This window comes from Rhodanobacter sp. UC4443_H10, from assembly GCF_052978325.1.
Genome location: NZ_CM129668.1, coordinates 377,754 through 404,680 on the forward strand (window position 1 = coordinate 377,754; position 26,927 = coordinate 404,680).

24 protein-coding genes are annotated in these 26,927 nt (G+C 68.5%); 15 read left to right on the plus strand and 9 right to left on the minus strand.

Features of this window, described 5'->3' with window-relative positions:
* Positions 1-3: 3 nt before the first annotated feature.
* The 6 genes from lolD to lpxK all read left to right on the plus strand — a co-directional run bounded on the left by lolD (position 4) and on the right by lpxK (position 7,082).
* On the plus strand, positions 4-702 hold the full coding sequence (gene lolD, locus ACVCMB_RS01690) for a lipoprotein-releasing ABC transporter ATP-binding protein LolD (protein ID WP_395117970.1): 699 nt from the start codon (positions 4-6) through the stop codon (positions 700-702).
* A gap of 109 nt (positions 703-811) precedes the next feature.
* Entirely contained in the window at positions 812-3,112 is a 2,301-nt protein-coding gene (locus tag ACVCMB_RS01695; RefSeq protein WP_447105987.1) for a DNA internalization-related competence protein ComEC/Rec2, read from the plus strand.
* Between the two features lie 114 nt (positions 3,113-3,226).
* The gene (locus ACVCMB_RS01700) at positions 3,227-3,874 is read left to right on the plus strand and encodes a MotA/TolQ/ExbB proton channel family protein (protein WP_395121376.1); all 648 of its coding nucleotides are present in this window, start codon (positions 3,227-3,229) and stop codon (positions 3,872-3,874) included.
* Positions 3,875-3,884: 10 nt separating this feature from the next.
* The gene (locus ACVCMB_RS01705; RefSeq protein WP_395117974.1) at positions 3,885-4,316 is read left to right on the plus strand and encodes an ExbD/TolR family protein; all 432 of its coding nucleotides are present in this window, start codon (positions 3,885-3,887) and stop codon (positions 4,314-4,316) included.
* Complete coding sequence (gene msbA, locus ACVCMB_RS01710; RefSeq protein ID WP_395117976.1) at positions 4,313-6,097, plus strand: lipid A export permease/ATP-binding protein MsbA; 1,785 nt, start codon at positions 4,313-4,315, stop codon at positions 6,095-6,097. The genes ACVCMB_RS01705 and msbA overlap by 4 nt, the downstream gene beginning before the upstream one ends.
* Before the next feature lie 10 nt (positions 6,098-6,107).
* The gene (lpxK, locus tag ACVCMB_RS01715) at positions 6,108-7,082 is read left to right on the plus strand and encodes a tetraacyldisaccharide 4'-kinase (RefSeq protein ID WP_447105988.1); all 975 of its coding nucleotides are present in this window, start codon (positions 6,108-6,110) and stop codon (positions 7,080-7,082) included.
* 27 nt (positions 7,083-7,109) lie between these two features.
* On the opposite strand, the gene hutI is transcribed toward lpxK, so the two are convergent.
* From hutI to ACVCMB_RS01730, 3 genes are all read right to left on the minus strand, one after another.
* Positions 7,110-8,375: an imidazolonepropionase gene (gene hutI, locus ACVCMB_RS01720; RefSeq protein ID WP_447105989.1), complete on the minus strand. Its 1,266-nt coding sequence runs from the start codon at positions 8,373-8,375 to the stop codon at positions 7,110-7,112.
* A gap of 13 nt (positions 8,376-8,388) precedes the next feature.
* Positions 8,389-9,846 (minus strand): chloride channel protein, encoded by a 1,458-nt coding sequence (locus ACVCMB_RS01725; RefSeq protein WP_447105990.1) that lies wholly within the window; start codon positions 9,844-9,846, stop codon positions 8,389-8,391.
* Between the two features lie 93 nt (positions 9,847-9,939).
* On the minus strand, positions 9,940-11,499 hold the full coding sequence (locus ACVCMB_RS01730) for a carbon-nitrogen hydrolase family protein (RefSeq protein ID WP_395117984.1): 1,560 nt from the start codon (positions 11,497-11,499) through the stop codon (positions 9,940-9,942).
* Positions 11,500-11,589: 90 nt separating this feature from the next.
* Here ACVCMB_RS01730 and ACVCMB_RS01735 point away from each other — a divergent pair, with 90 nt between their 5' ends.
* The 4 genes from ACVCMB_RS01735 to ACVCMB_RS01750 all read left to right on the plus strand — a co-directional run bounded on the left by ACVCMB_RS01735 (position 11,590) and on the right by ACVCMB_RS01750 (position 15,098).
* Positions 11,590-12,957: a formimidoylglutamate deiminase gene (locus tag ACVCMB_RS01735; RefSeq protein ID WP_447099110.1), complete on the plus strand. Its 1,368-nt coding sequence runs from the start codon at positions 11,590-11,592 to the stop codon at positions 12,955-12,957.
* Between the two features lie 104 nt (positions 12,958-13,061).
* Positions 13,062-13,223, plus strand: coding sequence for a hypothetical protein (locus ACVCMB_RS01740; RefSeq protein WP_447099109.1), 162 nt, complete (start codon positions 13,062-13,064; stop codon positions 13,221-13,223).
* Positions 13,224-13,324: 101 nt separating this feature from the next.
* Positions 13,325-13,771, plus strand: coding sequence for a hypothetical protein (locus ACVCMB_RS01745; protein ID WP_447099108.1), 447 nt, complete (start codon positions 13,325-13,327; stop codon positions 13,769-13,771).
* A 58-nt stretch (positions 13,772-13,829) separates the two neighbouring features.
* Complete coding sequence (locus ACVCMB_RS01750; protein ID WP_447099464.1) at positions 13,830-15,098, plus strand: MFS transporter; 1,269 nt, start codon at positions 13,830-13,832, stop codon at positions 15,096-15,098.
* A 52-nt stretch (positions 15,099-15,150) separates the two neighbouring features.
* Here ACVCMB_RS01750 and ACVCMB_RS01755 read toward each other — a convergent pair whose 3' ends face one another.
* Positions 15,151-16,434 (minus strand): alkaline phosphatase family protein, encoded by a 1,284-nt coding sequence (locus tag ACVCMB_RS01755; RefSeq protein WP_447105991.1) that lies wholly within the window; start codon positions 16,432-16,434, stop codon positions 15,151-15,153.
* A gap of 84 nt (positions 16,435-16,518) precedes the next feature.
* On the opposite strand from ACVCMB_RS01755, the gene ACVCMB_RS01760 reads away from it, so the two are divergent.
* Positions 16,519-16,902, plus strand: coding sequence for a hypothetical protein (locus ACVCMB_RS01760; protein ID WP_447105992.1), 384 nt, complete (start codon positions 16,519-16,521; stop codon positions 16,900-16,902).
* Here the strand turns inward: ACVCMB_RS01760 and ACVCMB_RS01765 are convergent, their stop codons facing one another.
* The 4 genes from ACVCMB_RS01765 to ACVCMB_RS01780 all read right to left on the minus strand — a co-directional run bounded on the left by ACVCMB_RS01765 (position 16,903) and on the right by ACVCMB_RS01780 (position 20,184).
* Entirely contained in the window at positions 16,903-17,436 is a 534-nt protein-coding gene (locus ACVCMB_RS01765) for a methylated-DNA--[protein]-cysteine S-methyltransferase (protein WP_395117998.1), read from the minus strand. It lies immediately after the preceding gene.
* Positions 17,433-18,929 carry an AlkA N-terminal domain-containing protein gene (locus tag ACVCMB_RS01770; RefSeq protein ID WP_447105993.1) on the minus strand — a complete coding sequence of 499 codons (1,497 nt, stop codon included), beginning with the start codon at positions 18,927-18,929 and terminating at the stop codon, positions 17,433-17,435. The genes ACVCMB_RS01765 and ACVCMB_RS01770 overlap by 4 nt, the downstream gene beginning before the upstream one ends.
* 49 nt (positions 18,930-18,978) lie before the next feature.
* The gene (locus tag ACVCMB_RS01775; protein ID WP_447105994.1) at positions 18,979-19,536 is read right to left on the minus strand and encodes a YybH family protein; all 558 of its coding nucleotides are present in this window, start codon (positions 19,534-19,536) and stop codon (positions 18,979-18,981) included.
* Between the two features lie 270 nt (positions 19,537-19,806).
* Positions 19,807-20,184 (minus strand): response regulator, encoded by a 378-nt coding sequence (locus tag ACVCMB_RS01780; protein ID WP_447105995.1) that lies wholly within the window; start codon positions 20,182-20,184, stop codon positions 19,807-19,809.
* A 101-nt stretch (positions 20,185-20,285) separates the two neighbouring features.
* Between ACVCMB_RS01780 and ACVCMB_RS01785 the strand changes: the two genes are divergently transcribed.
* Complete coding sequence (locus ACVCMB_RS01785; protein ID WP_395118006.1) at positions 20,286-21,593, plus strand: two-component system sensor histidine kinase NtrB; 1,308 nt, start codon at positions 20,286-20,288, stop codon at positions 21,591-21,593.
* Between the two features lie 76 nt (positions 21,594-21,669).
* Positions 21,670-23,340 carry a urocanate hydratase gene (gene hutU / locus ACVCMB_RS01790; protein ID WP_447105996.1) on the plus strand — a complete coding sequence of 557 codons (1,671 nt, stop codon included), beginning with the start codon at positions 21,670-21,672 and terminating at the stop codon, positions 23,338-23,340.
* A 287-nt stretch (positions 23,341-23,627) separates the two neighbouring features.
* Here hutU and ACVCMB_RS01795 read toward each other — a convergent pair whose 3' ends face one another.
* Complete coding sequence (locus ACVCMB_RS01795) at positions 23,628-24,641, minus strand: IS30 family transposase (protein ID WP_447105661.1); 1,014 nt, start codon at positions 24,639-24,641, stop codon at positions 23,628-23,630.
* Between the two features lie 104 nt (positions 24,642-24,745).
* Between ACVCMB_RS01795 and ACVCMB_RS01800 the strand changes: the two genes are divergently transcribed.
* Both ACVCMB_RS01800 and ACVCMB_RS01805 read left to right on the plus strand, forming a co-directional pair.
* Positions 24,746-25,576 (plus strand): hypothetical protein, encoded by an 831-nt coding sequence (locus ACVCMB_RS01800; protein WP_447105997.1) that lies wholly within the window; start codon positions 24,746-24,748, stop codon positions 25,574-25,576.
* A 35-nt stretch (positions 25,577-25,611) separates the two neighbouring features.
* Positions 25,612-26,841, plus strand: coding sequence for an ISL3 family transposase (locus ACVCMB_RS01805; protein ID WP_395118704.1), 1,230 nt, complete (start codon positions 25,612-25,614; stop codon positions 26,839-26,841).
* Positions 26,842-26,927: the final 86 nt, after the last annotated feature.

Consider the following 26,927-nt stretch of genomic DNA (forward strand, 5'->3'; position numbering starts at 1 on the left):
TCCATGTCTCCCACCCGCGAAAACGTGCTGCGCGCCAGCCATGTGGCCAAGACCTACGCCGAAGGCGGCCTGCGCACCGACGTGCTGAGCGACGTCAGTTTCACCCTGAAACGCGGCGAGACGATGGCGATCGTCGGCGCCTCCGGCTCCGGCAAGAGCACCCTGCTGCACATCATCGGCGGATTGGACACGCTGACCGCCGGCGAAGTGGAGGTGGATGGCCGCGTACTGTCGAAGCTCTCCGACGCCGAGCGCGGCCGCGTGCGCAACCGGTCGCTCGGCTTCATCTACCAGTTCCACCACCTGCTGCCCGAGTTCACCGCGCTGGAGAACGTGTGCATGCCGTTGCTGATCCGCGGCACCGCGATCGCCGAGGCGCAGCGGCAGGCGGTCGGCTTGCTGGAGCGGGTCGGCCTGGGCGCGCGCACCCACCACAAGCCATCGGAACTCTCCGGTGGCGAGCGCCAGCGCTGTGCGGTGGCGCGTGCGCTGGTGACGCGGCCGGCCTGCGTGCTCGGCGACGAGCCCACCGGCAACCTCGACGAGGCGAACGCGGCCCAGGTCTACGAGCTGATGCTGGAACTCAACCGCGAAATCGGCACCAGCTTCATCCTGGTCACGCATGATCCGCACCTGGCCGCGAAGATGGATCGCACCCTGGTGTTGCACAACGGCGTGCTGCGGGAAGGTCCGGGCGCCTGACGTCAACGGCAGGAGCGCACCCCGGCGCACGCCTACAGCACTTTCAGCATCAGCGTCGCCGCTTGCACGCTAGGCTCGACGGTCTCCAGGACGGAACGGGCGACGCGGCATGGCGCGACACGGGGCGATCACGGCGGCGCTGGCCTTGCTGGCAGGCGTGTTGCTGGTGCAGGCGTGGCCGCGCCTGCCGTCGGTGTGGATCTGCCTGCCGCTCATCGTGCTGGCGTTGGCCTGGGCGTGGCGTTATCCGCGCTGGCGCTGGCTGTGCGCCCTGCCTCTGGGTGTCGCCTGGGCGCTGTGGTGCGGCACGCAGGCGATGCAGGCCCGGCTGCCGCGCGCGCTGGAAGGCCGCGACGTGCTCGTCGTCGGCAGTCTCGACGGATTGCCGCTGGCGCGTACCGATGCCAGCCGCTTCACCCTGCGGGTCGAAAGCGCCCAACTGGACGGCCGGCCGCTGGCCTTGCACGGCCTGCTCACCGTGTCGTGGTACGAGGGCGCGCCGCCGCTCGCGCCGTGCACGCGTTGGCGCCTGCTGCTGCGCCTGAAGCGCCCGCGCGCGCTGCTCGACCCCGGCAGCACCGACAGCGAGCGCTCGGCGCTGGAGCGCGGCATCGTCGCCACCGGCTACGTGCGCGAGGATGAAGGCAATCGCCGCCTCCCGGGTCCGCGCTGGTGCGTGGACGGCACGCGCGCGGCGATCGCCCGCGGCATCGCCGCGCGCGTGCATGACCCGCACGATGCCGCGCTGTTGCGCGCCTTCGCGGTCGGCGACACGCGTGGCCTCGACCAGCAGGACTGGGCGGTGGCACGGGCGAACGGCGTCTCGCACCTGATCGCGATCTCCGGTTTCCACGTCGGCGTGGCGGCGGTGTTCGGCGTGTGGCTGGCCTGGCTGGTCTACGCGTTGTGGCCGCCAGCGGCGCTGCGTCTGCCGCGGCCGCAGGCGCAGGCCGCCGCGGCGCTGCTGTTCGCCGTGGTCTACAGCGCGCTGGCCGGCTTCGGCCTGCCTACCGTGCGCACGCTGTTGATGATCGCGGTGGTGGCGCTGGCGCGTTGCAGCCGGCGCGGCAGCAGCGGGGTGCAATCGCTGGCGCTGGCGATGATCGCGATCCTGCTGGCCGATCCGTTGGCGGTGCTGGCGCCGGGATTCTGGTTGTCCTTCGTCGGCGTGGCGTTCCTGATTCTCTGCCTGCAGGCGCAAGGTCGCGGTTGGCGTGCCTTCCTGCACGAACTCTCCGCCGGCCAGTTGCTGATGACCGTGGCGCTGCTGCCGCTGACCCTGTGGTTCTTCGGCCAGGCGTCGCTGGTCGGTGCGCTGTCCAACCTGGTCGCGGTGCCGGTGGTGAGTTTCGTGATCGTGCCGTGCGCGCTGTTCGGGATGCTGCTGTTGCTGCTGTGCCCGCCGCTGGCCGCGCCGGTGCTGTGGCTGGCCGCGCGGATCGTCCACGCGCAATGGTGGCTGTTCGAGCGCATGGCCACCTGGCCGGGGGCGCACTGGTATCTGCCGGCGGTGCAGCTCCACGCGCTGCTGCTGGCGGTGGTCGGTGCGCTGTGGATGTTCATGCCGCGCGGGGTGCCGCTGCGCTGGCTCGGGGCGGCGCTGTTCCTGCCGCTGCTGTTGCCGCCGCGCAGTACGCCGGCCGACGGAGCGTTCCGGTTGTGGGTGCTCGACGTGGGGCAGGGGCTGGCGGTGCTGGTGCGCACGCACGATCACCTGCTGGTCTATGACACCGGTGCGCGCTATCCCTCCGGTTTCGACCTCGGCGAGGCCGTGGTGCTGCCGTCCATCCATGCGCTGGGCCTGTCGCGCGTGGATATGTTGATGATCAGCCATGGCGACAATGATCACGCCGGTGGCGCGCAGACGGTTGCCGAGGCGTTTCCGCAGGCACGCCGGCTGGCCGGCGAACCCGCCCGCATGCGCGTGCCCATGCAGCAATGCGCGGCCGGACAGGCGTGGCAGTGGGATGGCGTGCGCTTCCGCGTGCTGAGCCCGGCGCCCGGCGGCGGGGACCGCGACAACGACAGCTCCTGCGTGCTGCTGGTGGAGGGACGCGGCGGGCGGGTGCTGCTGCCAGGCGACATCAGTTCGAAGGTGGAACCGGCGGTGGCTGCGGCGGTGGGGGCGGGCCCGCCGCCGGTGCTGGTGGTGCCGCATCATGGCAGCAAGACTTCCTCCGGTGCGGCCTTCATCGCGGCGTTGAGGCCGTCGCTGGCGCTGGTTTCCGCCGGTTGGCGCAATCGCTTCGGGCACCCGCGTGCGGAGGTCCTGGCGCGCTATGCCGAGGCGGGCGTGCCGTTGTTCAACACCGCCGTGGAGGGGGCCGTGGAGGTGGAGTTTCCCGCCGACGGGACGCCGCGACGGCAGCCGGGCTGGCGCCGGCAGCAGCCCCGCTACTGGCGCGAGTAGCATGGTGCGACGCCGGGATTGCCACGCCTGCCGCAGTACGCGCGAACGACGCTGCTATCATGCGCGCTTCCCCGGAGCGTGGTGCGGCGAGGACTGAAGGTGCTTGATATCCTGATGGCGGGCGGCTGGGCGATGGTGCCCATCCTGATCTGTTCGGCGGTCGCCCTGGCGATCGTGCTGGAGCGTTGCTGGACGCTGCGCCGCAGCTCGGTGCTTCCGCCCGGGCTGGGCGACGAGGTACGCCAGTGGGCGCGCTCGGGCCAGCTCGATCCCGGTCATCTGGAAGCCCTTGCCAACGGCTCGCCGCTGGGCGAGCTGCTGGCAGCCGCGCTCGCGGTGCGGCGGCAGCCGCGCGAGATCATCAAGGAGCGCATCGAGGACACCGGTCGCCACGTGGTGCACCGGATGGAGCGCTATCTCAACACGCTGGGCACGATCGCCCTGATCGGCCCGCTGCTGGGCCTGTTCGGCACCGTGATCGGCCTGATCCGCATGTTCATGGAGGTGATGGGCGGCGGCATCGGCGATCCCGCGCGGATGGCCGGCGGCATCGGCGAGGCGCTGATCTGCACCGCGTCCGGCCTGACCGTGGCGATCCCCGCCTACGTGCTGCACCGCTACTTCCGCTCGCGCGTGGCCGGTTACTGCGTGCTGATGGAAAAGCAGGCCACAGCCTTGCTGGACGATCTCACCCTGACCGCGCCGGCACCCGTCGCGCGTGCGCGTCGCGCGCCGGCACCCGCCGCGCCGAGCGCGAGCTGAGGCACCGTCGATGCGCATCGGCAACGACCGCCGCGGAGACGATTTCGAGATCAACGTGATCCCGTTGATCGACGTGCTGCTGACCCTGCTGATGTTCTTCGTGCTCACCAGCACCTTCGTGCAGCATTCGCGGCTGAAGGTGACCCTGCCGCAGGCGAGCGTGCAGGAGCGCGACATGAACGCGCCGGCGCTGACCATCATGATCGACCGCGACGGCCGCTTCTTCGTCGGCAGCGACGAGGTGATGGGCGAGGGCATCGAGGCGCTCAAGCAGAGCCTCGCGCGCCATGCCGGCGACAGCCGCGACCAGGCGGTGACGATCCGGGCTGATGCGATGACGCCGAACCAGAACGTGGTGACCGCGATGGATGCACTGGGCCAGCTCGGCTTCACCCGCCTGTCGATCGCCACGACGCCGAGCAAACCGGGCGCCGCGCAATGAACGCGGACCAGGCGACCGCGGCAGACGCGGGCAGCTGGCCGACCTACAAACGCCTGCTCGGCTACACGCGACGCTACTGGGCGATCGGCCTGGTGGCCTTCGTCGGCATGCTGGCCGACGGCGGCGGGTTGGCGCTGTTCACCGGGCTGATCAAGCCGATGATCGACAACCTGTTCGCGCAGAAAGACCCGTACCTGATCTTCTGGATGCCGATCTGGATCATCGCGATCTTTCTGGTGCGCTCGCTGGGCACCTTCGTCAGCGATTACGGCATCTCCTACATCGGCCGGCACGTGGTGCAGGCGCTGCAGCTGGAGGTGTTCGCCGCGTACCTGAAGCTGCCGGCGCCGTATTTCGGCAGCGAGCCGTCGGGCCAGCAGATCTCGCGCATCACCTACACCAGCGAACAGGTTGCCGCGGCGTCCAGCAGTGCGGCGAAGATCGCCATCACCGACGGCTTCACCGTGATCGCGATGCTGTTCGTGATGCTCTATTACAGCCCCTACCTGACGCTTTCGCTGCTGGTGATGGTGCCGGCGATCGCGCTGGTGGCCACGGTGGTGGCGCGCCGCTACCGGCAGATCAGCCGGCGCATCCAGGGCAGCATGGGTTCGGTCACCGGCACGGTGGAGGAATCCGTGGGCGCGCATCGCGAGGTGCGCGTGTACGGCGGCCAGGCGCATGAGGCCGAGCGTTTCGACCAGATCACCCGGCATACGCGGCGGCTCAACCTGAAGATCGCCGCCACCAACGCGGCGTCGAGCTCCACCGTGCAACTGGTGGCGGCCAGCGCGCTGGCGGCACTGGTGTTTCTCGGCACGCGGCCGCAGGTATTGGTCAACATGACGCCCGGCGTGTTCTTCGCCGTGCTCACCGCGATGGGCACCATGCTGCCGTCACTGAAGCGCCTCACCAACGTGCAGGCGAACATCCAGCGCGGACTGTCGGCGGCCGAGGACATCTTCGACGTGATCGACCTGCCGCCGGAGCGCGATGCCGGCACGCTGGAGCTCGAGCGCAGCCGCGGCGAGCTGCATTTCGTCGACGTCGGCCTGACGTACCCGCGCAGCCATGTTCCCGCCCTGCAGGAAGTCAATCTCGATTGCGCGCCCGGCACGGTCACCGCCCTGGTCGGACGCTCGGGCAGCGGCAAGAGCAGCCTGGTCAGCCTGCTGCCGCGCTTCAACGTGCCCGGCGCCGGGCGCATCGTGCTCGATGGCGAGGATTGCCGCAGCTACACGCTGGCTTCGCTGCGCAGGCAGATTGCCTGGGTCGGCCAGAGCGTGGTGCTGTTCAACGACACCGTGGCCAACAACATCGCCTACGGCGAGCTGGCCGGCGCCAGCGAGGCGGAAATCGTCGCTGCGGCCGAGGCGGCCAATGCGATGGAGTTCATCTCGCGCATGCCGCTCGGCATCCACACGCCGATCGGGCAGAGCGGCAACCTGCTCTCCGGCGGCCAGCGCCAGCGCATCGCGATCGCCCGGGCGATCCTCAAGAACGCGCCGATCCTGGTGCTGGACGAGGCCACCAGCGCACTGGATACCGAGTCCGAACGGCTGATCCAGCAGGCGCTGACACGGCTGATGAAGGATCGCACCACGCTGGTGATCGCCCATCGCCTGTCCACCGTGGAAGGCGCCGACCAGATCGCGGTGATGGATCAGGGCCGCATCGTCGAGCGCGGCACCCACGCCGAACTGCTCGCGCTGAACGGGCAGTATGCCGCGCTGCACCGCATGCAGTTCCACGACGCCGCGGCCGTAACGGCCGGCGGCTGAGACGCCCGTCATGGCGCTGCCCGACACGCTCGCATCGGCCTGGTACGGCGGCGGTCGCGCGCCGTGGTGGACGTGGCCGCTGGCTGCACTCTACGGCGGCGTGATCCGGCTTCGTCGCGCGTTGTACCGCATCGGCTGGCTGCGCCGCGAGCGCCTGCCGGTGCCGGTGGTGGTCATCGGCAACCTCACCGCCGGCGGCACCGGCAAGACGCCGCTGACGATCGCGGTGGCCGCCAGCCTGCGCGAGCACGGGTTCCGGCCCGGCGTCGTGAGTCGCGGCCACGGCGGCACGCAACGCGAGCCGCTGCTGCTCGGCGGCTCGCCGGACCCGCGACAGGTCGGCGACGAACCCTGTCTGATCCGCGCCAGCGGCGTGCCGGTCGCGGTCGGGCGCGATCGTCCCGCGGCGGCAAGGCTGCTGCTCGACGCCGGCTGCGACGTGGTGGTGGCCGATGACGGCCTGCAGCATTACGCGCTGGCGCGCGACGTGGAGATCTGCGTGATCGACGGCGTCCGTCGCTTCGGCAACGGCAAACTGCTGCCGCTCGGCCCGCTGCGCGAACCGCTGGGCCGGCTGCGCAGCGTGGACCTGCGCGTATGCAACGGCGGCACCGCCGAGGCCGGCGAATATCCGATGCAGTTGCGCGGCGACGAGGCGGTGGCGCTGGAAGGCGGCGAGCGTCGCCCGCTGGCCAGCTTCGCCACCGGGCCGGCACACGCGGTGGCGGCCATCGGCAACCCGCAGCGATTCTTCGACAGCCTGCGCGCCGCCGGCATCGAGGTGATCGGGCACGCCTTTGCCGACCACCATGCGTTCAGCGCGGACGAGCTGGATTTCGCGGACAGCCTGCCGCTGTTGATGACCGACAAGGATGCGGTCAAGTGCCGGTCGTTCGCACGGCCGCACTGGTGGCGCGTGCCGGTGCGGGCGGAATTGCCGCCGGCCTTCCATGCCGCCTTGCGCGAACGCCTCGCGCGGTGGTGATCCGAAGAGTCCTGGCGCGGCGACTCCCTACGCCTGGGTGCCCGCCGCGCGCTGCGCAGGCTTGCGCCGCGATACTGCCTCGCCGGCCACGTAGACCCGCCGCGCCAGGTTGCCGCCGATCCAGTAGCACAGTTCCGCCGGCTGGCGCGCATTCCAGATCACCACGTCGGCGCGCTGGCCAGCCGCCAGCGTGCCGCGATCGGACAGACCCAGCGCGCGCGCGGCGTTGACGGTCACGCCGCGCAGCGCTTCTTCCGGGGTCAGCCGGAACAGCGTGCAGGCCATGCCCGCCGCCATGCGCAGCGACAGCAGCGGCGAGGTGCCGGGGTTGCAATCGGTGGCCACCGCCAGCGGCACGCGTTGTTCGCGCAGCAGGCCGATCGGCGGCAAGCGGGTTTCGCGCAACGCGTAGAACGCCCCCGGCAGCAGCACCGCGACGGTGCCCGCGGCGGCCATGGCGCGCACGCCTGCCTCGCCCAGATGCTCCAGGTGATCGGCCGACAGCCCGCCGAACTCGGCCACCAGGGCGGCGCCGTGCTGGTCGGACAACTGCTCGGCGTGCAGCTTCACCGGCAAGTCGAGTTCGCGTGCCCGCTCGAACAGACGACGAACTTCCGCGACGCTGAAGCCGATGCTCTCGCAGAAGCCGTCGACCGCATCGACCAGGCCTTCGCGCGCCAGCGCCGGCAGCATCTCGTCGCAGACCAGCGTCAGGTAGTCGGCCCGGCGATCCTTGAACTCCGCCGGCAGTGCGTGCAGGCCAAGGAAACTGGTGCGTACGCTGATGCCCAGCTCGCGGCCGAGCCGGCGCGCCACGCGCAGCATGCGGCGTTCGCTGTCCAGTTCCAGGCCGTAGCCGGATTTGATCTCCAGCGTGGTCACGCCGTCGGCCAGCAGCGCGCGGGCGCGCGGCAGCGCCTGCGCGTAGAGAAACTCTTCGCTGGCCGCACGGGTGGCCTTGACGGTGGAGGCGATGCCGCCGCCGGCGCGGGCGATCTCCTCGTAGCTGGCGCCATTCAGGCGCAGGTCGAACTCGTCGGCGCGGTCGCCCCCGAACACCAGATGGGTGTGGCAATCGATCAGCCCGGGGGTGACCAGGGCGCCGTCCAGCGATTCCACTTCGTCGGCCAGCGCCACCGGCGCGTCCGGCAGTTCGTTCATCCGCCCCAGCCAGGCAATGCGCCCGTGCTGCATGGCGATGGCCGCGTGCTCGACCAAGCCATACGGCGTTTCGCCGGCGAACGTCGCCAGGGTGGCGTTCAACAGCAGGCGGTCCCAGCGTGGTTGGGTCATCGGTATCGCTCCGTCATGGTTTGCCGGGATGCTGCGGTTGGCCGGACTCGGCGGAGTCGGGGTAGGCCGTGGTCTCGGCGGCTGCGGGCAACGGTCTGGCGGGCTGGTGGTGGGCCCGCTCGGCCTGCTGCTGTCGCTCGGCGTCGCGCACCATGCGTTCGGCGAAGTCCCGATATACCGGGGTCGGGCAGAACAGCGACGCGGCCGCGCGAGCAAGCAGACAGGCTGCCATGATCGGAATCACCATGTCCTGGTTGTCGGTCAGCTCCATCGCGATCACCGCCGAGGTCAGCGGCGAACCGGTGACACCGGCGAGGTAGGCGCTCATGCCCAGCAGCACCACCGCACCGGCGGGCGCGCCCGGCAGCAGATGCGCGATGTTCTGGCCCAGGCCGGCGCCTACCGCCAGCGCCGGCGAAAAGATGCCACCGGGGATGCCGGCCCAGTACGAGACCACATTGGCCAGCAGCTTGGCGATGCCGAAGTCCTGTCCCGGCATGGCGGCCGTGCCCTGCACGATCGCGCGGGCCTGGTCGTAGCCGGTGCCGTAGATGCTGTTGTGCGTACACACGCCGAGCACCGCCAGTGCCAGGCCGCAGCCGGCGGCGAACAACACCGGCCAGCGCGCGCGAAGGCGACCGACCTGCGCCAGCGGGCCGCGTCGACTGAGCAGGATCAGGCGCGCAAACAGGCCGCCGAGCAGGCCGCAACCGACCCCGGTCAACAGCACGGCCAACCAGGCGCTGCCCAGCGGCAGGCTGGCGTCCACTTCGCCGAAGTATGAGTAGTTGCCCATGACGCCCAGCGACACCACGCCGCCGATGATCACCGCGGTCAGCAGCAGGCCGCTGAAGCGGTGCTCGAACGTCCCGGCCAGCTCCTCGATTGCGAATACCACGCCGGCCAACGGCGTGTTGAACGCCGCCGCGATGCCGGCTGCGCCGCCGGCGAGGATGAAGCGCGATGCAGCCCTGGGATCGCTGAAGCCGAAACGCCTGCCGATGGAGTAGAACAGCGCTGCGCCGACATGCACGGTCGGGCCTTCGCGCCCGATCGAGGCGCCCACCGCCAGCGACGCCAGGGTCAGCACCATCTTGCCGGCGGCGACCGGCAGCGACAGCATGCGCGTGCGAAAGCCGCCGTCCTCGATGTGCAGCGAGGCGATCACCTGCGGAATGCCGCTGCCGCGGGTCGCGCGCAGGCGCCCCTCCGTTGCCTGAGCGAGCAGCCCGAACACCAGCGGAGTGAGGATGAGCGGTATCCAGATGCCGTGATCCAGGATGCGCAGGAACAACTGGTAGGACCAGACGCTGGCCTTGGCGAACAGGATCGCGGCCAGCGCCACCAGCACGGCGCCCGCCCACAGCACCAACCGGCGTTTCCAGTGGTGCGGCGCAAAGAACTCATGCCCGAGCAGCGCCTGCAGGCGGGGATTGGAGGATGCTGGAGCGGACTTGGGCGGTTCTGGCATGGCGCGATTATCGCAGACGGCCGCGGCAGGATTGATGCCGCCAGCCCTGGCCGTCCGATACCGGTGCGAACGCTGTCGCACCGCGAGTCGCCATCAGCGTGGCCGCCAGCGGGTTTCGTAGAGATCGAAACGGCGGTCCTTGAGGTTGGTCACCGCGCCGGCGTTGCGCGCGCGGGCCAGGGTTGCCAGGTGCAGGTCGGCGAACAGCACGGTCTCGATGTTCGGCGTGGAGTCGGCGGCGATGCCGTCGCGGGCGAAGCCGAAGTCGCTGGGCGTGAGGATGCAGCTTTGCCCGTACTGGATGTCGAAGTTGTTGACCCCGGGCAGGTTGCCCACGTTGCCGGACAGCACCACGTAGCACTGGTTCTCGATCGCCCGCGCCTGCGCGCAGTAGCGCACGCGCAGGTAGCCCTCGCGCACGTCGGTGCAGAACGGCACGAACAGGATCAGCGCACCCTGGTCGACGAGGTGGCGCGCCACCTCGGGAAACTCCGAGTCGTAGCAGATCATCACCCCGATCGGGCCGCAGTCGGTGAGCACGGTGGCCGCGCTGTCGCCGCCGGCGATGTTCCACACGTTGCGCTCGCTGGGCGTGGGGTGCAGCTTCTCGCGCTCGTGCAGCGAGCCGTCGCGCAGGCACACGTAGCAGACGTTGTGGATGTCGCCGTTGGCCTGCTCGGTGGGATGCGTGCCGGCAATGATGTTGATGTTGTAATGGACGGCCAGACGGCTGAACAGCTCCTTCACCTGCGGCGTGTAGTGGCTGAGCTTGCGGATCGAATCCACCGGCGACAGCTCGGTGTTCTCGATCGACAGCAACTGCAGCGTGATCAGTTCGGGGAAGGTGACGAAGTCGGCGTTGTAGTCGGCGGCGATGTCGGTGAAATACTCGACCTGGGTGGCGAACTCCTCGAACGAGGCGATGCGCCGCTGCTGGTACTGCACTGACGCCACCCGCACCGCGTCGGGCAGGCGCTGCGGCGAGGGGATCGAGGGCGTGTCGGGCTGGTCGAGCAGTTGCGGGTTGCGCCAGACCAGGTGCACGGCGTAGCCCAGCGACTCGTGGTCGGAGGGCACGTAGCCGCGCAGCAGGCCGATCACCTCGAAATCGTTGGACAGCTGGAAGCTCAGCGTGAGGTCGCGCCGCCGGCCTTCGGTCACCGCCTGCACGTAGGACTCGGCACTGCCGTAGCGCGCGATGTTCTTCGCCAGCCCCGGAATGCGCCCGCCGAACACGATGCCGCGCAGCTTGAGATTCATGCACAACCGCTTGCGCGCGCGATACAGCCGCTGGCCGATGCGCATGCCACGGTAGTCGGGGTGCACCACGACTTCCATGCCGTACAGCCAGTTGCCGTCCGGCTTGTGGCGCGAGGCCATGCCGCCGCCGGTGATCTCCATCCAGGTGTGCGGCGCCAGCGCGGTGGCTTCGTCGATGCGGAAGGTGGCGCAGTAGCCGACGATGCGATCGTCGTACTCGACCACGAACTGGCCTTCCGGGAAGTGCGTCTGCTGTGAGCGCAGCATCTCGGCCGAATGGCCCCATTCCGGGCCGTAGACCCGCCCGGTGAGTTCCACCAATTGCGGCACGTCGACCGGCCGCGCCTGGCGCAACAACAACCGCGGGGTGTTTTCACTGGATTTGCCTGCCATGCGGGCCATTATGCATGGGCGTGTCGAGGCTCGGGTGAAGGCGCGGCGGAGGCACGGTTACACTGGCGACCATCGCAACGGAGACCATCGATGAACGAAACCAGCCGCAGCACCAGCTACCGGGCCGGACGGTTGTGGCGAGACGGCGAATGGCAGCGCGATGCCAGCTTCGCGGTGGACGCCGGTGGTGCGCTGGTCGACGCGAGCGACGGCATCGAGACGATCGGCCAGTGGGTGCTGCCCGGCATGCCGAACCTCCATTCCCATGCGTTCCAGCGCGCGATGGCGGGCCTGGCCGAACGCCGGGGAAGGGCGGACGACAGCTTCTGGAGCTGGCGCGAGGCGATGTACGGCTTTGCCGCGGTGATCGACCCGGAGTCGCTGCAGGCGATCGCCGCGCAGCTCTACGTCGAGATGCTCAAGGCCGGCTACACCCGCGTGTGCGAATTCCACTACCTGCACCACCGGCCCGACGGCACGCCGTACGCGCAGGCCGAGGCCATGTCGCTGGCGCTGGTCGAGGCCGCGCGCGAGGCCGGCATCGGCCTGACCCTGCTGCCGGTGCTGTACATGAGCGGCGGTTTCGACGGCCGCGCGCTGGGCGAACGGCAGCGGCGCTTCGGCCACGACGTGGATGGCTACCTGCGCCTGCTCGACACGCTGCAGGCGCACGCCGATCGCGACCTGCGCGTCGGCACCGCGCTGCATTCGCTGCGCGCCGTGCCGGAGGCGGCGTTGCGCGAAGTGCTCGCCGACTCGCGGGTGCGTCGCGGGCCGATCCACATCCACATCGCCGAGCAGATCGGCGAGGTGCAGGATTGCCTGGCCATCCGCGGCGCCCGCCCGGTCGAGTGGCTGTTCGACCACGCCGAGGTCGATGCCCGCTGGTGCCTGGTACACGCCACGCACCTGACCGAGGCGGAGACCGCACGGATCGCCGCCAGCGGCGCGGTGGCCGGGTTGTGTCCGACCACCGAGGCGAATCTCGGCGACGGCCTGTTTCCGCTGGCGGCCTACCTCGATGCCGGGGGCACGTTCGGCATCGGCTCGGATTCGCACATTTCCATTTCGCCGGTGGAAGAACTGCGCTGGCTCGAATACGGCCAGCGACTGCTCACCCGTCGCCGCAACATCGCCGCCCGCCAGCCCGGGGCCAGCGTGGGCGAGACGCTGTGGCGCGGCGCTCTGGCCGGCGGCGCGCGCGCCAGCGGCTTGCCGGGCGGCGAGTTGCATGCCGGCGCGCCCGCCGACCTGATCGTGCTGGACGAAAACTCGCCGCTGCTCGCCGCGCGCGATGAGACCTCCGTGCTCGACAGCTGGCTGTTCGCCGGCAACACGCCGCTGGCGCGCGACGTGATGCGGGGCGGTCGCTGGGTGGTGCGCGATTTCCGCCACCATGACGAGGAACGCATTGCAGCGCGGTATCGCACCGCCGTGCAGCGGATCGCCGCCGGCTGAGTCGAGGGCGGCCGGCTGAACGGTTGCCATCGTGCGCCACACCCTTGTCATCGCCCGCGCGCGAATGCCGTTGATGGGGGCACTTCCCTCATCTGGAGCGTGCCATGCGTCGATTCCTGCATCGTGTTTCCGCCGCCGCGTTGCTGTTGCTGTTTGGCGCGACGCTGGCCGGCTGCGTGGTGGTGCCCGCGCGCGGGCGCGCGTGGGTGCCGGGCCACTGGGCGGCACCGCATGTCTGGGTGGGCGGGCACTGGCGTTATCGCTGAGCATGCCAGCCGGCGGCGTGACCATCGGCAGGGGTGACGGCGCCGGCGCGGGAGTATGTTGCCCGCTCGCATGCGGCATGCCGCCGCAGTCGGGAACGCGCATGAATCAGGCACGCCGCTCGGCGGGCGCCGCCATCCTGCGGGGTGGCCTGGTGGCCGGCACCATCGACATCGGCGCGGCGTCGCTGATCAACATGGTCGACCCGCTGATCATCCTGCGCGCGATCGCCAGCGGCCTGCTCGGCCGTGCGGCGTTCGCCGGCGGGTTGCCGGTGTCGCTGCTGGGCCTGGTGCTGCAATGGGCGATGTCGTTGCTGATCGCGGCGATCTTCGTGCTGGCCGCGCAGCGCCTGGCGTGGATGGGCCGCCGCTGGATCACTGCGGGACTTGCCTACGGCGTGGTGGTCTTCGTGGTGATGGAGTTCGTGGTGGTGCCGCTGTCGGCCGCGAAGAATCCGCACTTCACGGTGCTGTCGCTGCTGGAGAACGTGCTGGCAATGCTGCTGTACGGCCTGATCATCGCGTTCTTCGCGCGGCGGGTGCGCTAAGCTTTCCGGTCTTTCCGGTTCGCGCGCAGCGCAGGCATTGGACGTGACGACAGCTTCGATGCCCGCGGCGGTGCCCTCATTCCCGGACGCCGCCGCGCGCTACATCCATCACGGCACGCCAGACTTCCGCCGCACCAATCTCGCCCTGTTCGCCGCCGGCTTCGCCACGTTCGGCCTGCTGTACTGCGTGCAGCCGCTGATGCCGGAGTTCAGCCGCCACTACGGGGTGAGCGAGGCGGGCGCGGCGCTGTCCTTGTCGCTGACCACCGGGGTGCTGGCGTTCGCGATGCTGTTTGCCGGCGCGCTGTCGGACGCGTGGGGACGCAAGTCGCTGATGGTCGCTTCGCTGCTCAGCTCGGCGGTGCTGGTGCTGGTGACTGCGATGATGCCGGACTGGTACGCACTGCTGGTGGTGCGCACGCTGCTGGGGCTGACCCTGAGCGGGCTGCCCGCGGTGGCGATGACCTACCTCAGCGAGGAGATGCACGTCGAGTCGATCGGGCTGGGCATGGGCCTGTACATCAGCGGCAGTGCCGTGGGCGGCATGGGCGGGCGGCTGATCACCGGCGTGCTGGCGGACTTCTTCGGCTGGCGCATCGGCGTGGCCGTGGTCGCGCTGATCGGCATCGTGGCCGCGCTGGTCTTCTGGCGCATGCTGCCTGCCTCGCGGCATTTCACGGCGCAGCCGCTGCGCTGGCGCACGGTCGCGGGTCGCTTCAACGGCATCTTCCACGACCGCGGCCTGCCGTGGCTGTTCATCGAGGGCTTCCTGCTGCTGGGCGCGTTCGTCACGGTCTACAACTACCTCGGCTACCGCCTGCTGGCGCCGCCGTACAACCTCAGCCAGGCGGTGGTGGGCCTGATCTTCGGCATCTATCTGGTGGGCACCTTCAGCTCGGCGTGGATGGGCCACCTGGCCGGCAAGCTGGGCCGGCGCAAGGTGCTGTGGACGGCGCTCGCGCTGATGCTGGCCGGAGTGGCGCTGACCGTGGCGCAACCGCTGTGGCTGGTGATGGCCGGCCTCGTGGCGGTGACGTTCGGTTTCTTCGGCGGCCACTCGATCGTCAGCAGCTGGGTCGGCCGCCGCGCCGGCGCGGCGAAGGCGCAGGCCGCGTCGGTGTACCTGTTCTGCTATTACATGGGCTCCAGCATCGCCGGCGCCAGCGGCGGCCTGTTCTACGCCGCGCACGGCTGGGCCGGGGTGGCGCTGTTCGTCGGCGCGCTGGTGCTGCTCGGACTGCTGGTCGCGCTGTGGCTGTTCCGGCTGCCGCCGCTGGTCAATGTGGCGACCGCGCCGACGCCGATGAGCAAGGGCGCGATGGGGTAGGCGGGCGGTGCCCACCCCAGGGGTGCAGTGCGTCGCTGCCGGCGCTTTCGCTCTACCGAGTCCCCTTCACAAGCATCCCCTTCACCGCGTCGTAATCGCCGTCGTTCGCGGCGGCAGGCAGTCCGAGCAGGTGGGTCATCAGCGGATAGACGTCCACATTCGGGAAGGCGGGGATCTTCGCGCCGACGCGAAACGCCGGGCCGTGCGCGATGAAGATCGCCTGCATGGCAGGCTCGGCGTTGTCGTAGCCGTGGTTGCCCAGGCTGGGCGGGTCCTTCTTCGCGGCCAGCTTGGCGCGGCTGGCGATGCGCCAGTGCACGTTGGCCAGGCAGATCAGCTGCGGCACCCGCGGATTGCTTCCGTAGTCGAAGCGCGCCGGTATGCGGCGCTTGTCCCAGCAGCGCATGTGTCGTTGCGGCCGTTCCAGCTTGCGTTCGATCGCCGCGAACCGGGCGCGGTCTTCCGCGCTGTCGGAGCGCGGATTGAAGCCGGCGACGATGCCCTCGCTCACCAGTTGCACCTGGTCCAGCGGCAGCAGGTCGTCCAGCAGCACGGTATTGCCGGCCGGCACCGCGGCCATGCCGTGGTCAGACAGCACGATAAGGTTGATCCGCTGGAACAGCCCGCGCTGCTTCAGGCCCTGCAGCAGTCGGCCCAGCGCGGCATCCGTGGCGCGCAGCGCGGCGTCGACCTGCGGCGAGTCCGGGCCGTGCTCGTGGCCGGCGTGATCGACGGCATCGAAATACAAGGTGAGAAAGCGAGGCCGCAAGGCGGGCGGCAAGTCGAGCCAGGCCAGCACCTGGTCGACCCGCGCATCGGCGCCGACGCTGCCGTCGAACGGGTGCCAGTAGTCGGGATGGCGGCCGTGGATCGCCGCTTCCGAACCCGGCCAGAACATCGTCGCGGTGCGCATGCCGTGTTCGTCGGCGGTCACCCAGATCGGCGTGGCCTCGTCCCACCAGCGGCCGTCACTGACCGCCTTGCGGTTGCCCAGCGAGAACTTGCCCAGCTGCGGGTCGAACATGGTGTTGTCGACGACGCCGTGATGGTCCGGGCGCAGTCCGGTGACCAGGGTGTAGTGGTTCGGAAACGTCAGCGACGGAAACGAGGGCTGCATCGAGGCGGCCTGCACGCCGTGCCTGGCCAGCTTCTCCAGGTTGGGGCTGAGGCCGCGATCGATGTAGTCGTGGCGATAGCCGTCGATCGAGATCAGCAGCAACGGTGAGGGTTCGCTTGTCGCGGCGCGGACGAGCGCGCGATCGGTGCCGGAAAGATGCGCGCAACCGGCGCACGCGGCGATGGCTGCGCAAAGCAGCAGGCGGAACACTGTGTTCATGCGGGTCGTTGCACACTCTGGCCAAACCAACGCCCATGGTCGCGCAGAGTCATGACGATTGCAGCCCACGCATCTCCAACCCGCATGCTCGCCTGTACGGCGATGCTGCTGGCGCTCGGCTCTTCCGCCGTCGCGGGCGCCGGGCAGGTCACGCCGCCGACGCCGGTGCGCGCGTACGCGCCGGTGCAGGGCGACGCGTCCCGCCATGCCGTGCGCCAGCAGCAGCTGCGCGATCAGGTGCGCCAGAGCGAACTGCAGCAGCAACTGCAACAGAACGTGTCCGACAACGCGAAGCGTCCGGGCGCGAAGAACAAGCTGCTGCAACGCCAGCTCGAGCAGGCCGACCAGGCGCGGCACGAGCGCGACCGCGTTGCGCTCAGGGACCTGCTCGACCGGCAGCAGGCCCACTCCGTGCTGCCGCGGGTGATCCCGCCGGATGCGCCGGCGTCGTCGCGCAGCGGCGGTTGATCAGCGCGCCGCGCGGCGCCCGTCGTCAGCGCCGAACAGGTCGCCGTGCGCGATGCGGCGTTCCCACCCCAGCAGGAATCGCTTCGCCGGCAGGCCGCCGCCGAAGCCGGTGAGGCTGCCGTTGCTGCCGATCACGCGATGGCAGGGCACCACGATCGGCAGCGGGTTGCGCCCGTTCGCCGCGCCGACCGCGCGCATCGCCTGCGGCTGGCCGATACGGCGTGCCAGCTCGCCGTAGCTGATGGTCTCGGCGTAGGGGATGCGCGCCAGTTCCTCCCACACCGTCAACTGGAACGCCGTGCCTTGCGGATGCAGCGGCAGGTCGAACCCGGTTCGCGTGCCCGCGAAGTATTCCTCCAGTTGCTCGCGCGCGAATGCGAGCGCCGACGACGAGCGCACCCAGTGCGGTGAAACCGGTCGCGGGTGCCGCTCGGTCTCGAAGCGGATCTCGCGCAGCCCCTGCGCGTCGGCCAGCAACAGCAGGCGGCCGACCGGGCTCGGCATCCCGTCGACGTGGATCGTTTCGGCGTTCATGGTTTGCTCCGTTGGGCGGTCGCGGCGTCGCCGACGCTGCGCCACAAATGCATCACCGCGTAGGCGCGCCACGGTCGCCATGCCTCGGCCAGCGCGGCGAGCGCCTTCGTGCCCAGTTCGGCGCCGTCGCCGGCCGCCGCTCGGCGCAGGATCAGGTCGGCGGCGGGGAATGCATCGGGGTGGCTCAGCGCGCGCATCGCCATGTAATGCGCAGTCCATTCGCCGATGCCGGGCAGCGCCACCCAGCGGGCGACGAACTCCTGCAGCGGTTGCTCCACGCGAAAATCCACGCGGCCGTCGAGCAGCGCCTGCGCGATGCCGCGGATCGCGGCGGCGCGTGCGGTGGTGACGCCGAGCTCGCGCAGGTCCGCGTCGGCCAGTTGCGCCGGGGTCGGAAACAGCCGTTCCAGGCCGTCCGGCAGCGGCAGCGCGAGCACCGAGCCGTGGCGCTGCACGATGCGCGAGGCCAGCGTGCGTGCGGCCGCCACGCTGACCTGCTGGCCGAGCACCGCGCGCACCGCGATCTCGAAACCATCCCAGCCGCCCGGCAGGCGCTGGCCCGGGTGCCGGCGCAGCATCGGTTTCAGCACCGCGCTGGCGCCCAGCGTCGCCGCGATCACGCGCGGGTCCGCGTCGAGGTCGAACATCCGCCGCGCTCGCGTGACCAGCGGCAGCAGTTGCGCGGGCCGTGCGCCGTGCAGTTCGAGTTGCAGCGCGTGATCACCGCCCGGCGCCGCGGACAGACGCAGCCAGCCGGCATCATCCGCGTCGCCGAACACGCGCGCGTAGGCGTGCTCGTCCACCCGTTCCACGCCGGGCAGCGCGCGCGTGCGCAGGAATGCCAGCAAGGCCGGGAAGTCGTATGGCGGGCGATAACCCAGGCGCAGCACCAGCGTGGCGCCGGCCGCAGCGCGCGGTTGCCGGCGCAGCTCGCGCGGCGGCATCCGGTTCGCCGCCGCAAACGCGGCATTGAAACGGCGCAGGCTGCCGAAGCCCGACGCCAGCGCCACCTCGGTCACGGGCAGCGCAGTCTCGGTCAGCAGCTGCTTGGCGAACAGCAGGCGGCGGGTGGTGTGCACGTCGATCGGCGGTGCGCCCAGATGCGCCACGAACAGGCGGCGCAGTTGCCGCGCGCCGACGCCCACGCGCGTGGCCAGCTCCGCCAGCGGACGCTCGCTCAGCGCGCCGGCATCGATCAGTTTCAGCGCACGCGCCACCACGTGCTCGCCGCGATGCCAGCTCGCATTGCCCGGCGCCAGTTCCGGCCGGCAGCGCAGGCAGGGCCGGAACCCGGCCGCTTCCGCGGCCGCGGCGCTGGCGTAGTAGCGGATGTTTGCCGGTTTCGGCGGCGGCGCCGGGCAGACCGGGCGGCAATAGATCCGCGTGCTGGTGACGGCGGTGAAGAACAATCCGTCGAAGCGGGCGTCGCGGCTCAGCCGCGCCTGTTCGCAGACGGCCAGCGCGGGCAGGATGGCGGCGGGTGATTCGGACATGGGCGCAGGCTAGCACTGCGGCGGCCGCGGAACTGGCCGTTTTCGGACCTCAATGCCGGATCGTCGGCAGCACCACCGCGGTGGGTCGCTGGCAGGCGTGCTGGCGGCTGCGGCGGAAGTCCCCCGCCTCCTTGTCGCTGGCGGGGCGGCCGCTGTCGCCACCATCGAACGCGACCCGCCACGAACCGTCCGGCGCGCGCCGCCATGTCGTCGAGAAATGTCCGATCGCGTAACGCGATGCCGCGTTCGCGCCCAGGTTCTCGAACAGGTACGGGCCGCTGGACGTCGCCAGCGTGCCGTCCGCGCTCGCGACCACGTGCTGCGGATACCAGTCCAGCCGCACGGCCTTGCCGGCAAGGATCGCCGCCCAGTGCCGCACGATTGCCTGCGGTCCGCGCACGGGCGTGTCCGCATTTGCGTCGAACACGCTGTCGTCGGCGAGGAACGCGGCGAATGCCGCGGCATCGTGCCGCTGCACGCTGCGGGCAAACGCCAGTTCGCGTTGCCATACCTCGCAGGCGGCGCGATCGGCCGCAGCCATCGCGGCGGACGCCGGCGCGCCGGGCAGGGCGGCAAGCAGCAGGATCAACCCCATCGAGCGTGACATCGGCGACTCCGGCGGTCGGGTTGCCGCGCAGCTTCCATCCGCCCCAGGCGTGGCGCCAGTGCCGGAACGCACGGGGCCATTGACGCAGCGCCGCGGGCATGGCCAGGTCAGCCTGGAGACCTGCGCGAGCGTGGCGCTGCGCAAGCACACCGGCATCGACGCCGCCCGCAGCCCGCAGCCTGCCCTCAGCCATGCCGACGGCCGCTCAGCGCCTGCGTTCGACGGGCACCCCGCGAAACGCGCGCTCCACGCCCTTCGCCCACCGGACGTTCAGGCGGAGGTGATGCCGAGCAGCCCGCCCACTGCGCCGAGCAGGGCGCGGCGATCGTAGGGCTTGGCCAGGAAGGTCGTGTTTTCGGGAAAACAGGTGAAGCTGTTGCGTGGATCCGCCGAGATCAGCATGACCTGGATGGACCGATGCCGTCGGGCGCGCAGCGCCAGTTCGATACCGTCGATGCCGCCGGGCATGTGGATGTCGCTCACCAGCAGGTCGATGGTGGAATCCAGCATCAGCATGTTCAACGCGCTGGTGCCGTTGCCGGCGGTCACGACGTGGTAGCCCTCGGCCTCCAGCACCATCGCGGTGGCGTCGCGGGCGCTGCGGTCATCCTCTGCCAGCAGGATGGTGTAGTTCTGCGCATGGGTCATGGCGATCTTCCGCAGACGGGGACCGACCATGATCTGTCCGGTGTAAAAGCCCGGTGAGGGTGGAATCTGTGTAGGCTGTAGCTCCCCGGGGGCGGCGACGCATGAACCGACTTGAGCGCTATCGACAGCTGGTCGGGTTCTTCCCCGATGGCATACATGAGCTCGACGTGTCCGGTCACATCGTCGGCATGAACGACAGCGGCCGCGCCGCGCTGTGCATTGCCGACCCGGTCAGCGCGATCGGGCAGCCGCTGGCCGCGTTCTGGCCCGAGGGAGCGCGTGCCGCGATCGATGCAGCGCTGGCGAGCGCGCGCGAGGGGCGCTCGGTCGAGTTCACCCAGGTGCTGCCGTCGGCCGACGGCGAAGATGGCTGGTGGGAGATCAGCGTGCATCCGTATCTGGATGCGCGACAGCGGGTGGACGGCATCGTCGTGATCAGCCATGACGTCACCGAGCCGGTGCAGGCAACGCTGGCCCTGGACACGGTGATCCACGGCCTGCACCGGCGGCTCAGCCTCAGCGAACTGGCCGGCGAAAGCGATGCCGCCCGCTATGAGGCGCTGGCTCGGCAGCTGGCGCGCGCACGGGTGTTCCAGCGGGAGGGAGCCGGCCGGGAGGCGTCGCTGAAGCTGCAACTGGGCCTGGCAAGCGCCGCCCAGGCGGTGGCCGAGCACGCCTCGCAGCAGGCGCAGAAAAACGAGGCGATTGGCCAACTGGTGGCGGGCCTCTCGCACGACTTCGCCAACATGCTGCAGATCGCCATGGTGGCGCTCAGCAGCATCGAGGACGATCCGGCCAACCTCGACGAGCGGCAGCGCCGCATGCTTGGCTACAGCATGGAGGGCGTACAGCACGCCGCGCTGCTCGCCAAGCGGCTTCTTGCGTTTGCCCGTGTGCACCGCTATGCGGCAGCGCCGGTGGAACTGACCGCGATCGTTCGCGACATCGAGGGTTTCGCCAGGCAGAGCCTGGGCGCCGGCATGGATTTCCAGGTCGGGCCCGTCGATGACGAGCTGCCTACCCTGGGCGACTGCCATTCCATCGAACAGGCCTTCATCAACCTGTGCATCAATGCACGCGACGCATGTCGCGGGCAGGGCAGCATCCGGGTCGACCTGGGCGAGCTGATCGTGGGCGAGGCCGAGAGCAGCACGCTGCGCCAGGCGGGTGACTACGTCACATTGGCCGTCACCGACAATGGCAGCGGCATGGAGGAAGCCGTGCGCGAGCGCCTGTTCGAGCCGTACTTCACCACCAAGCCCGAAGGCAGCGGCACCGGCCTGGGTCTGGCCCAGGTGTACGGCGTGATGCGGCAGGCCGGCGGTTTTGTCGACGTGGAATCCGCACCGGGCCAGGGCACCACGATGACCCTGGCGTTCCCGCGCCTGCGCCTGCCCGCAGCGGGCTGACCCGGCAGACCACGGCATTCGGGGCGTGCGGCCGCTGACCTATACTCGGCGGTCTGACTCACCGGAGCGCATCGCCATGAACGCACCCACCCGCATCGACACCACCCGCACCATCCGCGCGCCCCGCGGCAGCGAGCTTTCCTGCAAGAGCTGGCTCAGCGAGGCGCCGTTCCGCATGATCCAGAACAACCTCGATCCCGAGGTGGCGGAGAACCCGGCGGAGCTGGTGGTATACGGCGGCATCGGCCGCGCCGCGCGCAACTGGGAGTGCTTCGACGCGATCTTGCGCAGCCTGCGCGAGTTGAACGACGACGAGACCCTGCTGGTGCAGTCCGGCAAGCCGGTCGGCGTGTTCCGCACGCACGTCGATGCGCCGCGCGTGCTGATCGCCAACTCCAACCTGGTGCCGCACTGGGCCACCTGGGAGCACTTCAACGAGCTCGATAAAAAAGGCCTGATGATGTACGGCCAGATGACCGCCGGCAGCTGGATCTACATCGGCTCGCAGGGCATCATCCAGGGCACCTACGAAACCTTCGTCGAGATGGGCCGCCAGCATCACGGCGGCAACCTCAAGGGCAAGTGGCTGCTCACCGCCGGCCTCGGCGGCATGGGCGCGGCGCAGCCGCTGGCCGCCTCGCTGGCCGGCATGTGCAGCCTCAACATCGAATGCCAGCAGAGCCGCATCGACTTCCGCCTGAAGACCCGCTACGTCGACGAGCAGGCCAGCAGCCTCGACGACGCGCTGGCGCGCATCGAGAAGTACACGAAAGCCGGCGAGGCGAAATCCGTCGCGCTGCTCGGCAATGCCGCCGACATCCTGCCGGAACTGGTCAAGCGGGGCGTGCGTCCCGACGCCGTCACCGACCAGACCAGCGCGCACGACCCGGTCAACGGCTACCTGCCGCAGGGCTGGACGCTGGAGCAGTGGTTCGAGCGCCGCAAGGCCGACCCGGTCGGCACCGCGCGCGCCGCCAAGCTGTCGATGAAAACCCACGTGGAGGCGATGCTCGCGTTCCACGCGCAGGGCGTCCCCACCTTCGACTACGGCAACAACATCCGCCAGATGGCCAAGGACGTCGGCTGCGAAAACGCGTTCGCGTTTCCGGGCTTCGTACCCGCCTACGTGCGCCCGCTGTTCTGCCGCGGCATCGGGCCGTTCCGCTGGGTGGCGCTTTCCGGCGATCCGGAAGACATCTACAAGACCGACCAGAAAGTGAAGGAGCTGATTCCCGACGACGCCCACCTGCACAACTGGCTCGACATGGCGAAAGAGCGCATCAGCTTCCAGGGCTTGCCGGCACGCATTTGCTGGGTGGGGCTGGGTTTGCGCGACAAGCTGGGGCTGGCGTTCAACGAGATGGTGCGCAATGGGGAGCTGAAGGCGCCGGTGGTGATTGGGCGCGATCACCTGGATTCGGGTTCTGTCGCCTCACCGAACCGCGAGACCGAAGCGATGAAGGACGGCAGCGATGCCGTGTCCGACTGGCCGTTGCTCAACGCGATGTTGAATGTGGCTGGTGGCGCGACGTGGGTGTCGCTGCATCATGGCGGCGGGGTGGGGATGGGGTATTCGCAGCATTCGGGGGTGGTGATTGTGTGCGATGGGACGGTTGAGGCGGACAAGCGGATTGCGCGGGTGTTGTGGAACGATCCGGGGACTGGGGTGATGCGGCATGCGGATGCGGGGTATGAGATTGCGGCGGAGTGCGCCAAAGAGCAGGGGTTGAAGCTGCCGATGGTGTGAGGGGATGAACCGGTGACGAAGTAGAGTCTGATCGACTTGTTTCAGTCACTCGCGTGCTTTTGGTCGAATTGGGGGAAGTAATATGCCAGTGGCTCGGGACGGAAATCGAATTAATTTCGGTGGCGAATTTGGAGGAGCTGATCTACACCGACCACTTGCGGCAATTCACCAGGCATTAAACGCTGGCTATCAGGACCTGATTTTCGATTTTTCAAAGTGTACAGCCGCATTTGCAGCGCCAATGCTGGCCTTATGTTCGGCGGTTTCAAGGTCCACGTGCAACATGATCAGTGAATCGTTCCTGCTTCTGCCTCAGCCAGTCTGAGGTGGTCGTTGTAAACCTCCAGCGGGGTGCGGAATTGATGGCGCTTTCGCGGCCGCGTGTTGAGGCTCAGGGCGATCTGGTCCAGCTCGGCCTGGCTGTAGACGGACAGGTCCGTGCCCTTGGGCAGGTACTGCCGCAACAGACCGTTGGTGTTTTCGTTGCTGCCGCGCTGCCACGGGCTGTGCGGGTCGGCGAAGTACACCTGCACGCCGGTGCGCAAGGTCAGTGCCGCGTGATAACTCATCTCCTTGCCCTGGTCGTACGTCAGCGTCTTGCGCAGCGCTTCGGGGATGCCCTTCAAGGCCTTGCCGAAGCTCTCCAGCGCGTCGGCCGCGCTGGCGCTGCTCATCTTGGCCAGCACCACGAAGCCGCTGGTGCGCTCGACCAGCGTGCCCACCGAGGAACGGTTGCCTGCGCCCTTGATGAGATCGCCCTCCCAGTGACCCGGGATCAGGCGATCGGCAACCTCTGGCGGGCGGACGTGGATGCTCTGCATGTCCGGGATCTGGCCGCGCCGGTCGGTGCCGCGCGTGCGTGGCTTGCGTGTGCTGCGGCCTTGCCGCAAGCATCCGATCAGTTCCTTGCGCAGTTCGCCGCGAGGCACCAGGTACACCGCGGTGTAGATCGTTTCGTGGGACACCCGGTAGCTCGCTGTATCAGGAAACCCTCGCGCCAGTATCCCGGCGATCTGCTCCGGCGACCAGCGCGCCCGCAGCAGCGCTTGTACCGTCTCCCACAGGGCGGGGTCACCCAGTTTCCGTGGTACCCGTGGCTTGGCCCGGCACTGCTCGCGGTGATGTTGTGCCGCCTGCGCCTGGTAGCTATCCGGGGAAGCGCTCGCTCGACGGCACTCGCGACTGATCGTGCTTGGTGCGCGCCCCAGCGATCTTCCCATGGCTCGCAAGCTGTCGCCCGACGCCAGGCGCTGCTGGATCTCCACTCGCTCGTTCAGGGTCAATTCGTTGTACGTTCTCATCGCAACAGCCTATGTCAGATGCGGCATGGTGTTGCACGTGGAGTTTGAGTCGGCCTTCCCAAGTTCTCAGGCTGCGAGAGTCGAGAATAGATTTTGAGCTAGTCATGCCTGAGGACCCACGTCTGGCAAGATTGTTCAAAAACGCAAATTGGGCACACTTCATTGAACCGCGCTCATATCCGGAGTCGTCGTTCAGGGGGCATACGCAGGTCGCGGCAACTCAGTTTAAAGACCCAGATGAGCAGAGCCGTGCTGTCAATAGGATAGTAAATGCGATCCTTGGTGCGATTCCGGATCTTGAGCGATCAGATTTCGCCGCTCTAGAGTGGTCGATAAACGAAGTCACTGACAATGTAATTGTCCATTCGGAGTCTCCAATTGGCGGCCTAGTGCAGGTATCGACATTTTCCCGTAACCAAAAGCGTGTCGAATACATAGTCGCGGATGCAGGTGTGGGAATACCTTCATCTCTTCGTGGCGGAAGATCGGATATATATTCAGATACCGAAGCGCTGGACTTCGCCATTCGAGAAGGGGTTACTAGGGATAAATCTATCGGTCAGGGAAATGGATTATTTGGTAGCTACCAAATATGTAGCCATAGCGGAGGAAGGTTTCAGATCGACTCGGGTCACGCCAAGCTGTTATATGCGCCGGCATCTGGTCTCGCCATTAGAAATGAAGCCGTCCCAATCGAAGGGACAATAGTTATTGCTCAGATTGACTTCTCTAGCCCGCATCTCTTGGCGGAGGCGCTTCGATTTGCGGGAAAGAGTCACAGTCCAGTCGATTTCGTCGAAAGTAAGTATGAGCAGCAAGTTACGGACGACCTATTATTTCCACTTCGCGAAGAGGCGAGAACATTCGGCAGTCGTGCATCTGGAACGCCTGTAAGAAATGGTCCTTCCGGGATTCCCGTGGGTAGCTGGGGATAGGAGGATGGGCGGGAGCGGTGAGCGGAGCCCGTCCAATGCGCGATGTAGAGCTATACCGGCAGATCCTTGGTCTATCAGCACCCTGGCGAGTAGCGGATGTTCATCTGGATCTACCAGGGAATCGGGTTGAGGTAGAGGTGGATCATCCGGAGGGATGTCGCTGGCGTTGCCCCAAGTGCGACCAGGAACTGCCGGTCCATGACCATGCGCCGGCGCGCGCTTGGCGCCACTTGGATACCTGCCAGCTGCAGACGATCCTCAAGGCACGGGTGCCTCGTGTTCGCTGCCCGGATCACGGCGTGGTGCAGGTCGCGGTGCCTTGGGCCGAGCCACGCTCTCGCTTCACGTTGCTGATGGAGCGCTGGATCATCGACGTGCTGCAGCAGTGCGCCACGGTCAGTGGCACCTGCCGGCTGCTGCATCTGTCCTGGGACGAGGTGTTCGGCGTCATGGAGCGAGCGGTGCGCCGTGGTCAGTCGCGCAAGGGGCCGCTGTCGCTGCGTCGGATCGGCGTGGATGAAAAGGCGTTCCGCAAAGGCCATTCGTACACGACCATTGTCAGTGACGTGGATCGTTCCACCATCGAGTACATGGCAGATGAGCGCACGCGTGGATCGCTGGCAGAGTTCTACGAGACCCTGACGCCGGAGCAGTGTGAGCACATCCAGGCGGTGGCCATGGACATGTGGGATCCCTATTTCCAGGCCACCGTGTCGCATGTCCCCGCGGCCACCGACAAGATCGTCTTCGATCGCTTCCACATCATGCAGCACATGGGGCAAGCCGTGGATGCGGTACGCAAGGCAGAGCATCGGGCCCTGCGCGCGACCGGGGACAACACCTTGGCGCGAACCAAATACCTGTGGCTCTACAGCCGGGAAAACCTGCCCCAGCAGCGACGGCATCAACTGCGTGACCTGATGGGGCAGAACCTCAAGGTGGCTCGTGCCTGGGCGATCAAGGAGGCCTTGCGCCACCTGTGGTCCTACCGGCGTGAGGCATGGGCACGCCGTTACTTCAAACACTGGTTCCACTGGGCCACGCACAGCCGCCTGGAGCCCATCCGGCAAGTTGCCCACATGCTCAAGCGGCGTCTGGACAACATAGTCACCTACTGTCGCCTACGCATCACCAACGCCGTCGCCGAAGGCATCAACAGCAAGCTCATGGCCATCAAGCGCCGGGCCTGCGGTTACCGCAACCCCGAACACTTCAAGACCGCCGCCTACTTCTTCTGCGGCGGCCTCGATGTTTACCCACGCTAAAGCCGGAAGGACCGAAAAAGAAGGGGCGTGGCTAATTGAATTCGGTCGTCGTCTGGCAGGGCCAGTCGCCTGCTTGGCTGAATTGG

Bases quoted from the DNA above. Each gene is read 5' to 3' on its own strand.
- lolD (WP_395117970.1), top strand. From the start codon at position 4: ATGTCTCCCACCCGCGAAAACGTGCTGCGCGCCAGCCATGTGGCCAAG.
- ACVCMB_RS01695 (WP_447105987.1), top strand. From the start codon at position 812: ATGGCGCGACACGGGGCGATCACGGCGGCGCTGGCCTTGCTGGCAGGC.
- ACVCMB_RS01700 (WP_395121376.1), top strand. From the start codon at position 3,227: ATGGCGGGCGGCTGGGCGATGGTGCCCATCCTGATCTGTTCGGCGGTC.
- ACVCMB_RS01705 (WP_395117974.1), top strand. From the start codon at position 3,885: ATGCGCATCGGCAACGACCGCCGCGGAGACGATTTCGAGATCAACGTG.
- msbA (WP_395117976.1), top strand. From the start codon at position 4,313: ATGAACGCGGACCAGGCGACCGCGGCAGACGCGGGCAGCTGGCCGACC.
- lpxK (WP_447105988.1), top strand. From the start codon at position 6,108: ATGGCGCTGCCCGACACGCTCGCATCGGCCTGGTACGGCGGCGGTCGC.
- hutI (WP_447105989.1), bottom strand. From the start codon at position 8,375: ATGACCCAACCACGCTGGGACCGCCTGCTGTTGAACGCCACCCTGGCG.
- ACVCMB_RS01725 (WP_447105990.1), bottom strand. From the start codon at position 9,846: ATGCCAGAACCGCCCAAGTCCGCTCCAGCATCCTCCAATCCCCGCCTG.
- ACVCMB_RS01730 (WP_395117984.1), bottom strand. From the start codon at position 11,499: ATGGCAGGCAAATCCAGTGAAAACACCCCGCGGTTGTTGTTGCGCCAG.
- ACVCMB_RS01735 (WP_447099110.1), top strand. From the start codon at position 11,590: ATGAACGAAACCAGCCGCAGCACCAGCTACCGGGCCGGACGGTTGTGG.
- ACVCMB_RS01740 (WP_447099109.1), top strand. From the start codon at position 13,062: ATGCGTCGATTCCTGCATCGTGTTTCCGCCGCCGCGTTGCTGTTGCTG.
- ACVCMB_RS01745 (WP_447099108.1), top strand. From the start codon at position 13,325: ATGAATCAGGCACGCCGCTCGGCGGGCGCCGCCATCCTGCGGGGTGGC.
- ACVCMB_RS01750 (WP_447099464.1), top strand. From the start codon at position 13,830: ATGCCCGCGGCGGTGCCCTCATTCCCGGACGCCGCCGCGCGCTACATC.
- ACVCMB_RS01755 (WP_447105991.1), bottom strand. From the start codon at position 16,434: ATGAACACAGTGTTCCGCCTGCTGCTTTGCGCAGCCATCGCCGCGTGC.
- ACVCMB_RS01760 (WP_447105992.1), top strand. From the start codon at position 16,519: ATGCTCGCCTGTACGGCGATGCTGCTGGCGCTCGGCTCTTCCGCCGTC.
- ACVCMB_RS01765 (WP_395117998.1), bottom strand. From the start codon at position 17,436: ATGAACGCCGAAACGATCCACGTCGACGGGATGCCGAGCCCGGTCGGC.
- ACVCMB_RS01770 (WP_447105993.1), bottom strand. From the start codon at position 18,929: ATGTCCGAATCACCCGCCGCCATCCTGCCCGCGCTGGCCGTCTGCGAA.
- ACVCMB_RS01775 (WP_447105994.1), bottom strand. From the start codon at position 19,536: ATGTCACGCTCGATGGGGTTGATCCTGCTGCTTGCCGCCCTGCCCGGC.
- ACVCMB_RS01780 (WP_447105995.1), bottom strand. From the start codon at position 20,184: ATGACCCATGCGCAGAACTACACCATCCTGCTGGCAGAGGATGACCGC.
- ACVCMB_RS01785 (WP_395118006.1), top strand. From the start codon at position 20,286: ATGAACCGACTTGAGCGCTATCGACAGCTGGTCGGGTTCTTCCCCGAT.
- hutU (WP_447105996.1), top strand. From the start codon at position 21,670: ATGAACGCACCCACCCGCATCGACACCACCCGCACCATCCGCGCGCCC.
- ACVCMB_RS01795 (WP_447105661.1), bottom strand. From the start codon at position 24,641: ATGAGAACGTACAACGAATTGACCCTGAACGAGCGAGTGGAGATCCAG.
- ACVCMB_RS01800 (WP_447105997.1), top strand. From the start codon at position 24,746: ATGCCTGAGGACCCACGTCTGGCAAGATTGTTCAAAAACGCAAATTGG.
- ACVCMB_RS01805 (WP_395118704.1), top strand. From the start codon at position 25,612: ATGCGCGATGTAGAGCTATACCGGCAGATCCTTGGTCTATCAGCACCC.